The 14,193-nt window shown below is 58.8% G+C and carries 9 protein-coding genes; all 9 read right to left on the reverse strand.

Annotated elements, in window-relative coordinates:
* A partial coding sequence (locus CK228_RS33585; RefSeq protein ID WP_179296125.1) for an RHS repeat protein occupies positions 1 to 1,241 on the reverse strand: 1,241 nt, incomplete at its 3' end.
* Positions 1,242 to 1,461: 220 nt separating this feature from the next.
* On the reverse strand, positions 1,462 to 1,947 hold the full coding sequence (locus CK228_RS35095) for a hypothetical protein (RefSeq protein ID WP_143750649.1): 486 nt from the start codon (positions 1,945 to 1,947) through the stop codon (positions 1,462 to 1,464).
* A gap of 13 nt (positions 1,948 to 1,960) precedes the next feature.
* Positions 1,961 to 2,515 carry a transposase gene (locus CK228_RS33590; RefSeq protein WP_348629244.1) on the reverse strand — a complete coding sequence of 185 codons (555 nt, stop codon included), beginning with the start codon at positions 2,513 to 2,515 and terminating at the stop codon, positions 1,961 to 1,963.
* Between the two features lie 44 nt (positions 2,516 to 2,559).
* Positions 2,560 to 3,282: a hypothetical protein gene (locus tag CK228_RS35100; RefSeq protein ID WP_143750650.1), complete on the reverse strand. Its 723-nt coding sequence runs from the start codon at positions 3,280 to 3,282 to the stop codon at positions 2,560 to 2,562.
* Between the two features lie 20 nt (positions 3,283 to 3,302).
* The gene (locus CK228_RS33595; protein WP_179296126.1) at positions 3,303 to 5,570 is read right to left on the reverse strand and encodes an RHS repeat protein; all 2,268 of its coding nucleotides are present in this window, start codon (positions 5,568 to 5,570) and stop codon (positions 3,303 to 3,305) included.
* A 582-nt stretch (positions 5,571 to 6,152) separates the two neighbouring features.
* Complete coding sequence (locus CK228_RS36195; RefSeq protein WP_245438176.1) at positions 6,153 to 6,341, reverse strand: hypothetical protein; 189 nt, start codon at positions 6,339 to 6,341, stop codon at positions 6,153 to 6,155.
* A 141-nt stretch (positions 6,342 to 6,482) separates the two neighbouring features.
* The gene (locus CK228_RS35105; RefSeq protein WP_143750651.1) at positions 6,483 to 6,917 is read right to left on the reverse strand and encodes a hypothetical protein; all 435 of its coding nucleotides are present in this window, start codon (positions 6,915 to 6,917) and stop codon (positions 6,483 to 6,485) included.
* A gap of 20 nt (positions 6,918 to 6,937) precedes the next feature.
* On the reverse strand, positions 6,938 to 12,994 hold the full coding sequence (locus CK228_RS35555; RefSeq protein WP_179296127.1) for an RHS repeat-associated core domain-containing protein: 6,057 nt from the start codon (positions 12,992 to 12,994) through the stop codon (positions 6,938 to 6,940).
* 461 nt (positions 12,995 to 13,455) lie between these two features.
* Complete coding sequence (locus CK228_RS33615; protein ID WP_095790586.1) at positions 13,456 to 14,094, reverse strand: MarR family winged helix-turn-helix transcriptional regulator; 639 nt, start codon at positions 14,092 to 14,094, stop codon at positions 13,456 to 13,458.
* Between the last annotated feature and the right edge of the window lie 99 nt (positions 14,095 to 14,193).

Raw genomic sequence — 14,193 nt, forward strand, 5'->3', positions numbered from 1 at the left:
GTGACCATGCGCACCGAGGCCAGGTGGTCGCGGTGGAGGAAGTATTTGACGCCGTTGACGACCTTGATGTCGGGATGGGGATAGCGGGTGTAGATTTCCGCGCCCGGTGTCGCCGGATTGATCTCGACATCGGCGTCGGGATAGAGGGTCGTGGCGAAGCTCGAGCTCTTCTTCGCCCGCGCTCCGTCAGGACCATAGGCAAGGTTGACGGTGTTGGAGGCAAGGCTGACCGTCTTCAGCCGGTTGGCCTCGTCCCAGCTCAGCGTGCGGCTGCCGTCGGAGGTGAGATTGCCATTGGCGTCATAGGCGAGAGTCTTACTGCCGACCGCGGTTGGCGCATGCGGACGAGCCGCGCCCGCCGAGGGATAGACATAGGTGCCGGCCACACGGCTGCGTGAGATCAGATTGTCGTTGGCGGCATAGACGAAGCTTTCGCTCAAGCTGGCGTTGCCTAGGTTGGTGCTTGAGATCAGCCGGTCGGCATCGTCATAGCCATAATTCCAGCTGTCGGAGGGTGTCCGCCCCGTGATGGTGGTGATGCGGCCGAGAGCGTCGCGCACATACTGGTCGTCGAGCAGTATGGTCGCGCCCTTCGAGGTGGTGACGCGCGTCAGCCAGCGGCGCGTCGGCGAATAAGTGAAGCTTGTCTTCACGCCATTGGCGTAGGTGATCTCCTTGGTCTGGCCATCGGCCTCGTAAACCGTGGACGTGATGAAGCCGGGGGCCGAATAGAGCTTGTTGCCGGCAGTGTATTGCAGCGGGTTGGTCCAGGTGCCGAACCACAGATCCGACGGCGCCTGATAATTCTTCAGGATCATTTGGCCGGAGCGATCGTGGATATCGACCGTGATGTGCGTCAGGCCGGCAAGGGTCGTGTCATGCCGGCCAAGCTTGCCCAGCCCGTCATAATTGTAGCTGTGCGTCGCTGTCGCATTGGTCGAGGTGGTGAGCTGGCCGATATTGTACCAATAGCTTGGAGCCGCCTGGTCATAGGTGTTCTGCGTCAGCACAACCGGGCTGCCGCCAGGTGCCGTTGCCGTCTTCAGGATCAGCCGGTCCATCTGGTCGTAGCTGAGATTGGTGACCGTGCCCCTGGCATCGGTCTGTTTGATCAGCCGGTTGGCGGCATCGTAGGTGTAGGTCCAGGTGCCGAGATCGGGATCGGTCGCCGACAGCCGGTTGCCGAGCATGTCGTAGGTGTAGGTCCAGGTCGAGCCGCCGGGATCGATGACGCCGATCAAGCGGCCGAGCGGATCGTAGTTGCGCCGTTCCGCCAGGCTGAGGCCGGTGGCATCGCGCGCGATGCCAGATCGGGAACGAGGATGCGGGCAGGGCGAGCCAAGCGGTCAATCTACACGCGGCATGGACGGACGACATGGGAAAAGGTGCACTGTCACCGTATTCCCATGCGGTCAATCTATACGCGGCGATAGCTAGGCGAACAGGGTAAAAAGTGCACTGTCACCGTAATTCTGTCGGGGGCATGAGAATTTCGGAGGGAAGCTTTACAAGCAACTCTCTGCCGATAACATCTTTAATATAGTTATCGCTCAGCGGCAGGTCTCCGTTCTCGTAACTTCCCTTTATTACTTTTAGTCCATCGGGTCCAACTGTAACAAGGGCAATTGAGAAGGCGTTAAGTATAACACTCGCCTTATCCCTGAATAGTTCTGCTCCAATTATCGGAACGAAGGAGTAGAACTCGTCATAAGATATAGAACCATCTTTCTCTCGAAGCCAGTCGATATCTGATGATATTTTCCACCAGTCATTATGTCTTTCAACTGCAATATTATTAGATCCAGCCAGCATCAAATCTCCAACTAGTCTTGCAATTAGATTTTCTGGAGCGTACTTATCTCCGATATGCATCCTTGGATTGCTGGCTATATGCCCTAGCGCGTCCGTTAGTATTTTCACGTCAGATTCTGAATACGATTTGACCATCGGACGGCTCCACCTATGGAATTACGCTGACTGGCTGCAGATCGGCAACGCATCGGGCTCGCGTGTCAGGTGCGCCCGAAGCGCTTGACCAGGGCCAGTCGGCCGCCTGTTTCACCAGCCCTGCGCGCACAGGATTCAATCCGACATAGCGCACCGCCGACAAAAGGTGGTCCTCGTCCGTCGCGACGGCGCCGAAACGGCCTTGCCAGAAATGTCCGGTTTTCTTCTGCCGAGCATGGATGATGCCGGCATAGGCGCGGTGCGCCTTGGCCAGCGCGCGCCGCAGGCCGTCCGGGTCGGCCAGCGCGCGCCGCAGGCCGTCCGGGTCGGCCGGCGTCAGGATCAGGTGAACATGGTTCGGCATCAGGCACCACGCCCAGATGCCGACATTGGCAGCGCGAGAATGCTCGACCAGCTGGGTCTTGTAGAGCGCGTAGCTTCGGGCGTGAAAAACACCTTGGCCCGCCCATTGCCCCTCTGCGTGACATGATGCGGCAAACCGGGAACGACGATACGGGCAAGGCGAGCCATGCGGTTGATCTAAACGCAGCGACAGCCAGGCGAACAGGGTAAAAAGTGCACTGTCACCGTAATTCCTTCACAACGTAATTCCTAATGCCATGTGGGAATAAGGTATTGCGAAATAGCTCGTATAATACCAAGAACGGAGTCAATGATATCAGAATTCGTATGCTCACGAGGAGCAATCCAATCAAGCTCAGGAATTTCCGGAAAATTTACTTGATTTCTAAGGGTTAGAGCGGTGAGGTCATTGTGAGTAAGTAAAGCTGGCTCGCCTTGTCCAAAATACGGAAAACGAAAACTCAACCAAATTTTACCCCCGTATCTGGTTTTCACCGACATTCGCATAGACACTCGATGGCCAAACCTATCATTCAAAAAACCTGAGAAAACCAAATCGCTGCCATCAAACTCTACGGTCGGATGATCCAGATTCATCGATGGAATGGTATTAAAAATATACGGTTTTAGGTGCCTATAATTGGATATCTTCATGTCATTTGAAGTCAAGCGCAGCGGAGAGGTGCTATAGTCAACCTCCAATCTCCAACTCTCAACAGCTTTCTTGAAATTCTCAAATATCTCCCTATTTTTATTATCTGGCTTAATCCCGCAAAGGTCGGCACTGCGCATTTTTGTTATCATCTCTTTAAGCTCATCGACAAAGCACCCGGAGCGTTTCGCCCAAAAATCTGTCGCCATAAGCCACGGAGAATTATAACTAATTCCGCTAAAGCCACCTCCGTGGCTGTCAAAATCACGCAAAAGTGCAGCCAATAGATCCCGCAAGCCCTGCATTCTCGCATCAGTCACGTAATCTCTCCTCTAGTCGCTTATGGTAAGCGCGGTCGTGGACGGCCGACTGGGCCTGGCATGGCGATTGGTGGACCTCTTTCAATCCCCTGAATAAGTCCGTTTAGCGCATCATTTGCCCAATTGCTCGCATTTTGTCGTGCGTTGTCAAATACGTTAGTATTGGTCTTTACGAGATCATAGTTCGCGATACCATGTATTTTGCTTGTGTAAGTAATAACATCGTAATTGCTCAAATCGGTTCCAACTATCTGGCCGATGACGGCCCGATCCTTTACTGCCTTAGAAATCTCGTCAGGCGTTGCTGGGCGCAAATCGATACCCAAAGCCTTCGCTGCAGCCTCCCATTTGCTAGCTTGAGCGGCGTCTTTTGCCTGAAGGTCGGCACGGTATACGTGTGTTACCGGCTTCCAATCGAAGTAGCTGGCCGATTTTGGACCTGTTATCTGGATGGCGTCTGGTCTGCTCTTTAGACCTAATTTACCTCGACTTGTAATGAATCCAACTAAATCATCTGCCATCTGCTTTATGCTAACTCCTGGTGTGAATTGATGCCCTTTACTATTACCGCCCGCCAAGCTGCCTGCCAATTTGTCGTGTGCTAACGTTCCGTTGATCGAGTTGAATTTCGAGTCAGGCTCGTTTGTCTCGACAGAATGCCCATTCGGATCACTCTTATTGACCGGATCGTTCAGTGCATACGCGTATCGGTTGGTCCCAACCCCCTCCTTCGTCGGATCCCAGTCATCGGGCGAAATGAACCTCCCCAGCACCGGATCCATGTAGCGCGCGTTGAGATACAGCAGCCCGGTCTCGGCATCGAAGCGTTCGCCGATGTAGCTCTTCTGCGTCTGGAAGCCGGTGTTGAGGCGCTCGCCGTAGGTGGCGTAGTTGGTTTGCTCGACGATGGCGCCCGAGGCATCAGTGACCATACGCACCGAGGCCAGGTGGTCGCGATGGAGGAAATATTTGACGCCATTGACGACCTTGATGTCGGGGTGGGGATAGCGGGTGTAGATTTCCGCTCCAGGTGTCGCCGGATTGATCTCGACATCGGCGTCGGGATAGAGGGTCGTGGCGAAGCTCGAGCTCTTCTTCGCCCGCGCTCCGTCAGGACCATAGGCAAGGTTGACGGTGTTGGAGGCAAGGCTGACGGTCTTCAGCCGGTTGGCCTCGTCCCAGGACAGCGTGCGGCTGCCGTCGGAGGTGAGATTGCCATTGGCGTCATAGGCCATCGCATTGGCACCAACACTGACGGGTGCATGCGGGCGAGGGGATGTGGCCGCGGGATAGACATAGCTGCCGGCGACACGCGTGCGCGAGAGCATGTTGTCGTTGGCGGCATAGACGAAGCTTTCGCTCAAGCTGGTGTTGCCCAGATTGGTGCTTGAGGTCAGCCGGTAGGCATTGTCATAGCCATAATTCCAGCTGTCGGAGGGTGTCCGCCCCGTGATGGTGGTGATGCGGCCGAGAGCGTCGCGCGCATACTGGTCGTCGAGCAGGATGGTGGCGCCCTTGGACGTGGTGACGCGCGTCAGCCAGCGGCGCGTCGGCGACAAGGTGAAGGACGTCTTCACGCCATTGGCGTAGGTGATCTCCTTGGTCTGGCCATCGGCCTCGTAAACCGTGGACGTGATGAAGCCGGGGGCCGAGTAGAGCTTGTTGCCGGCAGTGTATTGCAGCGGGTTGGTCCAGGTGCCGAACCACAGATCGCCCGGCTGGTAATTCTTCAGGATGCTCTGGCCGGACCTGTCGTGGATATCGACCGTGATGTGCGTCAGGCCGGCAATCGTCGTGTCATGCCGGCCAAGCTTGCCAAGCCCGTCATAATTGTAGCTGTGCGTCGCCGCCGCATTGGTCGAGGTGGTGAGCTGGCCGATATTGTACCAAGAGCTTGGAGCCGCCTGGTCATAGGTGTTCTGGGTCAGCACAACCGGGCTGCCGCCAGGTGCCGTTGCCGTCTTCAGGATCAGCCGGTCCATCTGGTCGTAGCTGAGATTGGTGACCGTGCCCCTGGCATCGGTTTGTTTGATCAGCCGGTTGGCGGCATCGTAGGTGTAGGTCCAGGTGCCAAGATCGGGATCGGTCGCCGACAGCCGGTTGCCGAGCATGTCGTAGGTGTAGGTCCAGGTCGAGCCGCTGGTGTCGGTAAGGCCGACCAACCGGCCAAGCACGTCGAAGGTGCGGGTTTGCGCCAGCTGAAGACCGGCGAAGTCACGAACCACGCCCGCGACATCGCCGCGCGTCGACCATATCGTCCGGGTCTGGTGGCCGACCTCGTCGGTCATTGTCGTGCCATGCAGTCGCGGGGTGGTGGTGGGCGCGGTGGTCAGGTCGTTGAGATAGCTGCGCTGGCTGCCATCCGGATTGACGGTCTTCGTCAGCCGGTCGGGAATTACGGTGACAGTGCACTAATTTTGCCAGCCGGCCCCGCTTTCCTGGTTTCACAGCTTTTCCGGTTGCCCGGCAATCCGGCTAAGAAACGCCTCGCCGCCCACTGGCCGGCCGATGCTCTCGGTTTTGCGTAGGGCGTCGAAGGCCACGGCATCCGCCTCGATCAAATCGAACAGCCCGCTCGATGATGGCAGACGGTCCCTCGTTGGCCGCGGATCGGTAACGCCATCGGACTCACCTGTCGCCCGAGCGCTTGACCAGGGCCAATCGTCCGCCTGTTTCACCAGCCTGCGCGCACCGGATTCAGTCCGACATAACGCACCGCCGACAAAAGGTGGTTCTCGTCCATCGCGACGGCGCCGAAGCGGCCTTGCCAGAAATGACCGGTTTTCTTCTGCCGCGCATGGATGATGCCGAGGCGCGGTGCACCTTGGCCAGCGCGCGACGCAGGCCGTCGGGATCGGCCGGCGTCAGGATCAGGTGCACATGGGTTCGGCATAAAGGCACCATGCCCAGATGCCGACATTGGCGGCGCGGCAATGCTCGCCCAGCAGGTTGTAGAGCGCGTGGTCTTCAGGCGTGAAAAACACCTTGGCGCGCCCGTTGCCGCGTTGCGTCACATGATGCGGTAGATCGGGAACGACGATGCTGGCAAGGCGAGCCATGCGGTCAGTCTATACGCGGCGATGGCCTAGCGAACAGGGTAAAAGTCCACTGTCAGCGTAGTTCCGCCCGTTACCGCGCTGTGGCGGCAGCGAGGATAGGATACAAATGCATTGTCGCCGCTATCTCAATCATAGAACGTTTTACTTTGAATCATCAAGAGCGGATATTATTGCTATACCTAGACTGTTGTCGTTCTCGTGCAATGTCCGAGTTTTATCTTCTAGCGGCGTAAAGCCAATTTTAGCTCCGCCGTTTTTCGTAGGAACAAGCCTTATGATGTCACCATCTTGACTGATGTTGACGCATTTGGCCGCTTTGGCGAACGTGGTGAAGGATTTCACGCCAAGGGATTCTGCGAACGCCTTATTCAACTTAGGCCAATCCTCCTGTCGAGGATGGGGCACGCCATCTTTAGACAGATGGAGGCAGCTCAAAACAGCCCTCCCTATCCCAGTAAAGTCAGTTTTTTGGACGACTAGAGTTGGAGGCTCCTCAATCCATAGCCCCATAGTTGTCTTTGACTGACCAAAGATAAACAGTTTCCCGTTTCGTTCGTAGATTGCTGCAGATTTCAAACTATACTACTCCAAGATCTTTATGGAAATGTAGAGATGCTCACAGTAACACCTTGTGATGCTCCGTATTTCATAGCTTCATTGATGGCTTTCTGCTGTGTTGCACTGCCGGCACTGGGCAGAGCGACCTGAAGCGCCCGGCCAGATATTTGTGCCGAGTTGATTGTTCGGCCGGCATAGGTCGCACCATGGAACGCCTTTACCTTATCCACATAACCTTTCAGAAGTTGACCAAGAGTACTAGCATTCTGATATGTCTTCGCATTGAGGTCTACGCTCTTAATGCTGGTGACAGTGCCTCCTACAATCTTATCAACAACCGGGTAATTGTCAGGTAAGTTTGCGCCAAGCACCTTCTCAATAGCTTTCCCGCGGGGTGCTGGACCAAGAGACCACACGCTTCCTACTGCTTTTGGAGCGACTAAGCTCGGGGCAGCAGCAATTGCTCGTGCGCTGGATACCCACCCAACGCTTTCAAGCACTGACATCGCATCCATTGCCATCAGCTCGCGAGTCGTTTTACCAACACGCTCGCGGCTTTGGCGAGAAAACTCGTCCCAATCTGGCGCTACATTGTAAGGATCGCCTTCCTCTCTCGCCTTTTTTGCCTCAGCATCTGCATGATCGGCGTTTGAAGAGTTCGTCGCATCTCGATCCTCAGATTTCGAGAACCAGTCGCCGAACATATGCCCATTTGGATCGCTCTTGTTCACCGGGTCATTCTGCGCATACGCATACCGATTGGTCCCAACCCCAGGCAACGTCGGATCCCAATCATCCGGCGAAATAAACCGCCCCAGCACCGGATCCATATACCGCGCGTTGAGATACAGCAGCCCTGTCTCGGCATCGAAGCGTTCGCCGATGTAGCTCCTCTGCGTCTGGAAGCCGGTGTTGAGGCGTTCGCCGTAGGTGGCGTAGTTGGTTTGCTCGACGATGGCGCCCGAGGCATCGGTGACCATGCGCACCGAGGCCAGGTGGTCGCGGTGGAGGAAGTATTTGACGCCGTTGACGACCTTGATGTCGGGATGGGGATAGCGGGTGTAGATTTCCGCGCCCGGTGTCGCCGGATTGATCTCGACATCGGCGTCGGGATAGAGGGTCGTGGCGAAGCTCGAGCTCTTCTTCGCCCGCGCTCCGTCAGGACCATAGGCAAGGTTGACGGTGTTGGAGGCAAGGCTGACCGTCTTCAGCCGGTTGGCCTCGTCCCAGCTCAGCGTGCGGCTGCCGTCGGAGGTGAGATTGCCATTGGCGTCATAGGCGAGAGTCTTACTGCCGACCGCGGTTGGCGCATGCGGACGAGCCGCGCCCGCCGAGGGATAGACATAGGTGCCGGCCACACGGCTGCGTGAGATCAGATTGTCGTTGGCGGCATAGACGAAGCTTTCGCTCAAGCTGGCGTTGCCTAGGTTGGTGCTTGAGATCAGCCGGTCGGCATCGTCATAGCCATAATTCCAGCTGTCGGAGGGTGTCCGCCCCGTGATGGTGGTGATGCGGCCGAGAGCGTCGCGCACATACTGGTCGTCGAGCAGTATGGTCGCGCCCTTCGAGGTGGTGATGCGCGTCACCCAGCGGCGTGTCGGCGAATAGGTGAAGCTTGTCTTCACGCCATTGGCGTAGGTGATCTCTTTTGTCTGGCCATCGGCCTCGTAGATGGTCGAGGTGATGAAGCCGGGAGCCGAGTAGAGCCTGTTGCCGGCGGTGTATTGCAGCGAGTCGTCCCAAGTGCCGAACCACAGGTCCGACGGCGCCTGATAATTCTTCAGGATCATTTGGCCGGAGCGATCGTGGATGTCGACCGTGATGTGCGTCAGGCCGGCAATCGTCGTGTCATGCCGGCCGAGCTTGCCAAGCCCGTCATAATTGTAGCTGTGCGTCGCCGCCGCATTGGTCGAGGTGGTGAGTTGGCCGATATTGTACCAATAGCTTGGAGCCGCCTGGTCATAGGTGTTCTGGGTCAGCACAACCGGGCTGCCGCCAGGTGCCGTTGCCGTCTTCAGCGTCAGCCGGTCCATCTGGTCGTAGCTGAGATTGGTGACCGTGCCCCTGGCATCGGTCTGTTTGATCAGCCGGTTGGCGGCATCGTAGACATAGGTCCAGGTGCCGAGATCGGGATCGGTCGCCGACAGCCGGTTGCCGAGCATGTCGTAGGTGTAGGTCCAGGGCGAGCCGCTGGTGTCGGTAAGACCGACCAACCGGCCAAGCACGTCGAAGGTGCGGGTTTGCGCCAGCTGAAGACCGGCGAAGTCACGAACCACGCCCGCGACATCGCCACGCGTCGACCATGCCGTCCGGGTCTGGTGGCCGAGCTCGTCGGTCATTGTCGTGCCATGCAGTCGCGGGGTGGTGGTGGGCGCGGTGGCCAGGTCGTTGAGATAGCTGCGCTGGCTGCCATCCGGATTGACGGTCTTCGTCAGCCGGTCGGCCCAGTCGTAGCTGTTGGTGGTCCACTGCGGCGTTTGGTCGGTGAAATGCGGAAACGCGGTGCGCAGCACATTGCCGCGCGGGTCATAGTCGGTCTCGGTGAAGCGCCTTGGAGCAGCGGCGGTATCGCCGGGGGCTTCCACGCGATAGACCCGGCCAAGCCCGTCATAGCGGGAGACGGTAAAGTCCTCACCCGCGCCATTGGGCAGCGGCGTGTATTTGATCAACCGCTGATTGTTCGGATCGCCTTCGGCGAAGAACTGCGTCCTGACATAGGCGCCGGTCACACTCTGCGAGATCTGGTACGGACGGCAGAACGGATCGTAGGTGAAGGTTTTCACCAGGCCGTTGAAGTCGGTCCTGGTCGCCGGCAGGCCGCAGACAGAATTGTAGGTGGCGGTCGAGACAAAGCGCGTGTCGGCCGTCTGCCCGCCCGTCGCGAAGTAACGCGGCGCCCGCTCGGTTACGGGGTAGAGGTGATAGGTGGCGTCATAGTCCCATTCGGTCTTGTGGCCGAGGCCGTTGGTGGCCGAGATCTTGTTGCCATAGCTGTCATAGGTAAAGTACTGACTCACCGACTTTTGCGGCGTCGAGGTGACATCGCTGACGGTCAGCACCCGGGTCAGATTGCCCTTGGTCGGCACCGCCCAGACGTCGGTATTCCCGTCATAGTAATTGTGCCTGTAGCCGACATAGGGATCGGTGCTGGTCAGGCCGGCATGCGTCCGCTCGGCAATCAGGGCGGAGACGATGTAGGCCGAGGTGTTGGGCGAGAAGAAGCGCTCGGTCCAGGTCTCGTCGCCGCTGGCGTCCGTGCGGCCATAGTCCTTCAGGCTGACGACATTGTTATAGGCGTCAAAGCCGCGCTCGACCCGGAGCGTGTACGTGACATTCTCGATGAACGTCGTGTCGGTCGCCGTGTTCTGCACGGTGTAGGGCTTTGCCGCCGTGTTGACCGCATAGGTCTCGGCCACCCGCTTGTGCACGACGCCGGCGCCATCCTTCCAAACCGTCAGCGACGGCAGGCCGCAGCTCGCCAGATCCTGGCGATAGGTGGTCGTCACCGTCGAGGGCGCCGTCTCCCCATTTGCCAGCGGTTTTGTCTCGACGATCGAGGCGAAGCCCAAGAACTTGCGCGCCGCCGGGTCATACTTGCCGCCGGCATACTGATAGGTGCTCACCGCCGTCTGGCCTCGGCCGTCGCTGACGGAGAGCTTCGTCACCGCATGCACCACCTGCGGCAGGTAGTTGTTCGTCCACGTCGACGACGGCGAGTACTCGACCGCGACCGTGCCGCCGAGCTCCGTGATGATCTGCTTCAGCAGGTTCGGGTTGCCTGTCCCGGCGTTCGAAATGAACCCAGGGAAGTCCGGCAGGCCGTCGCCGTTGAAGTCGCCGACCACCGTGCCGGCCGTCATCGACGAAGGCAACGTGAACTCCGCCGGCGTCATCGCCGTCGACGACGGCCGCAGCGAAAACACCCTGACCGGGCCAGTCCGGCCCTGAGAACTGGTCACAGTGCCTCCGATCGTGATGACGTCAGACTTTCCGTCATTGTCGAAGTCACGCAGAACAGCCGACGTCCCCGCCATGGAGGAGACCGTGTAGCTTTTGAAGCCAATGCCAGTCGACAGCCACACTCCGGCGCTGGTGTTGGAGCCGTTGTATCGGAAAATATCGGCCGCCCCATCGCCATTGACGTCTACGAGAACGCAGGTGCCGTTGCCGGTATACCATTTTGTGGGGCAGGCGATCCCGAAGGAAGTGCCGCTGCCTTTCGAGACTGAGCTTCCGGACGTGTACAGTGGCTGTTGCCGGCCGTTGCCGAGGAAATCGCCAAAGCCCAGGGGCTCACTCCCTGCATTCAAGCTGTCAACACCATCACCATCGAAATCGGTCACGATCCATGTCGACGGTTTGGCCCCTGACGCACCGGTTGGAAATGCATTGCAAATGGCTTGGTAACCGGCGAGCGAAGTTGGGCAGATGGCTCTCGTCAGGCCCAGCGAGGCATCGGTCATGATGATAGAGTTCGTCGGCGTATAGGTGACCCGACCAGTGGCGCCATTGACGTAGTTCTGGATCGCTGTATCCGCGAAGTCCGTGGTGTTCTTGGTAGCCAGAAAGCGACCAGGTTCCGAGAAATACTCCGGGGGGATCGAATCACTGTTGGTATTGTCGAGCGTGTCCAGAACCAGGGACACTGTCTCCGCCAGGGTTCCACTGGAACTGAATTTGTATATGTATTTGGTCCGCTTTAGCGCCGGGCAAGGACCTTGATTGTGCGTGCAAGTATCCACTGTCTGGATGGCGTCGCCAAAGATCTCATCTCGGCCATCAGCATCCAAATCCCCGACCTCCCTCGGCGAGGACACATCTCCTCGTCCTGCAAATGAGGTTGACACCGTCCCATACACCCCATCGGTATTCTGATAGCTCATCTGGGCCATGACCTTCGCCGTGCCGCCGGTGATGGTGCCGTCGGCGGCGACGGTCGCATCGCTGCCGTAGCGCGTGACAGCGGTGAGCCGCGAGGCGTTGGAGAATGGCGCCTGGTCGTAGGTGAGCTTGTAGGCGGTGCGCAGCACGTTGTTGACCCAGACACTGATCGACTTGATGCGTCGGGTCGTCTCGGAGATGTCGCGCCCATTGCCCATCAGGATCGTATCGGGCCGCGTCTCGTAATGAAAACCGATCACCGTTCTATTGTAGGTGATCATGTTGGGATAACAGACCGGGCTCGCCGGGCAGGAGTAGCTGTAGCTGACGGTGTTGTTGTTGGTGTCGGTGACCGAGGTCAGCAGCCAGCGATAGTTCGTGGCAAGGTCAGAGGCCGCCATGCCCGCGACCGCCGCCACCGACTGGAAGGTCGAGACCGTACCATCCCTGTCGGTCACCTTCCATTCATTGGCTGCCGAACTGTACGCCATGCGGCGATAGGTTTCATTCTCGGTCGTATGGTTGCCGCCGTTCGAGCAGGACGGCGAGACCATGCCGGCCGTGCAAACAAACATCGGCTGGCCATCGAGCAGAAAGATATCGGTCGCTAGGAACTCGGGCATGCCATAGCCCGGACTCGCCCGCTCGATGACATCGAAGCCGTCGAGCCCCCAGGCATAGCCGAGCCAGCCCTGGTAGAGGCCGCCGAGCTTGGTCTTGCGCGACGAATTGTAGTTGAGCGCGATCTGCGGCTCGATGCCGTGGAAGGCGGGAACGTCGATACCGATGGCATAGCCGAGATTGCCGTTGCCGGCGGCCTTGGGCAGATCGACCTTCGGCGTGCCGATCGCCTCGGGATCGCCGCTGTCGGTCGTTGTGGTCGCGGCAGCCATTGCCTGCGCCGACGGCTCCTCGGGGGCGGCCTCTGTGTCCGTGGTCTTGGCCGCCTCGGTGTCGGCGGCCTTGGTGCCATCTGTAGTGCCGCTGCCGTCGCCGGCTTTGGCATCGGCCGGCTTGGCGCCGACCTTGGCCGCGGCGTCCGGGCTGCCGGTCCCTGATGAACCATCTCCGGTTGACTGCGACGACGGGGAACTCGACGGGCTGCCCGCGGCCTGCCCGCCGGTTCCCAGCGCCGCCCCGCCATTGCCGTAACCGGCGGCAGAATTTCCGGCAGTCGCGGAAGAGCTTTGGTTCTCCTGCGCGAGTGCTGCCATTCCTGCACTTCGGCTAATATAAGAGAAAGCAGAAATATCCGCGCCAACGACACTCGCGACAAGCACTGCCGCGCCAACAAGCAACCGTTTCATGAGTCCCCCGAGCCAAGTTGCTTATCGTTACGCACCTTTCATTTGGCGGATACGACACGCTCTCGTCGCCAGGCCAATATCCACAGACTTATTTTCGGGGGAGAAAAAAGAACACTGCGCAAGCTCAGTGAATGTTCGACGGATCGAGCATCTTTTCGAATGATGCGATCCATCGCGCTGCATCACCGGCACAAAAAGACGGCGGAGAATTTCATGGTGGCGAGCGCTGCACTTGGCATCCGCCAAGGATGGGCACGGACAACTCTTCGCCAGCTCTATCGCCTTCGGCGGCAATGATCCATGCGCGCGCCTGTCGTGCGCTTCATCGGTTCGTGCCAACTCCGGCTGGCGGTCGAACCCGGCAGGCCCTACACCGGTTCCGTCTCGTCCATCATCTGCTTGACGGCGTCGGCGGCCCTGCTCATCCCTGCTTCATCGATCGCCCAGCCGGCGAAGCGTTCCAGCAGGGTGGCGAACGTCACCAACTCCTGCTCGTCCCATTGCGCCAGTGCCTCGGCGAAAATCCGCCATTTGGTCTGGCGCACCGCGCTCACCAGGCGCTCGCCCCTGGCGGTGAGCCTGAGGCAAATGCGGCGGGCATCGAGTTGCGATGCGACGCGCAAGGCGTAGCCGCGCTCGACGATATCGGCCGAGATGCGGCTGGCGCGAGACGGGTCGATCCCCAGGCGCTCGGCGATGTTGCCGACCGTCACCTCATCCTGCGGCGTGTCGCCGACGGCCGGATTGCGCGCGATGGCGATGATCACATCGAGATGGCTCACCTCCAGCGAAGGGTCGATGCGGGCCAGGATCAAGCGGCCGAAGTCCCGGCGCTGGATGGAGCGGCGCACCTTGTTCAGCACCGCATCGATGGCGGCGACGGCGTCGGCCGCCGGTTCGGACAGGCCGTTGCTGCGCGCCAAATCGGCGAGATCCTGATCGCCATGCGTCTGGCATACGCCGGAAAATCGATCGGCCTTACCCGGCCCGGTATCGTTGCTGCTCATGTCACAGCGCGCTAGCAAAAATATATGCTGATGTCAATTACATGCTAATAGCATATATTTGATGTTGACATATATGTGCTGTGGGCACATAAACTGGCC

It is taken from the genome of Mesorhizobium sp. WSM4312, from assembly GCF_002294875.1.
Classification (GTDB): Bacteria; Pseudomonadota; Alphaproteobacteria; order Rhizobiales; family Rhizobiaceae; genus Mesorhizobium.

Coding starts and splice junctions, on each gene's coding strand:
- CK228_RS35095 (WP_143750649.1), bottom strand. CDS start 1,947: ATGGTCAAATCGTATTCAGAATCTGACGTGAAAATACTAACGGACGCG.
- CK228_RS33595 (WP_179296126.1), bottom strand. CDS start 5,570: ATGACCGACGAGGTCGGCCACCAGACCCGGACGATATGGTCGACGCGC.
- CK228_RS36195 (WP_245438176.1), bottom strand. CDS start 6,341: ATGGCTCGCCTTGCCAGCATCGTCGTTCCCGATCTACCGCATCATGTG.
- CK228_RS35555 (WP_179296127.1), bottom strand. CDS start 12,994: ATGGCAGCACTCGCGCAGGAGAACCAAAGCTCTTCCGCGACTGCCGGA.
- CK228_RS33615 (WP_095790586.1), bottom strand. CDS start 14,094: ATGAGCAGCAACGATACCGGGCCGGGTAAGGCCGATCGATTTTCCGGC.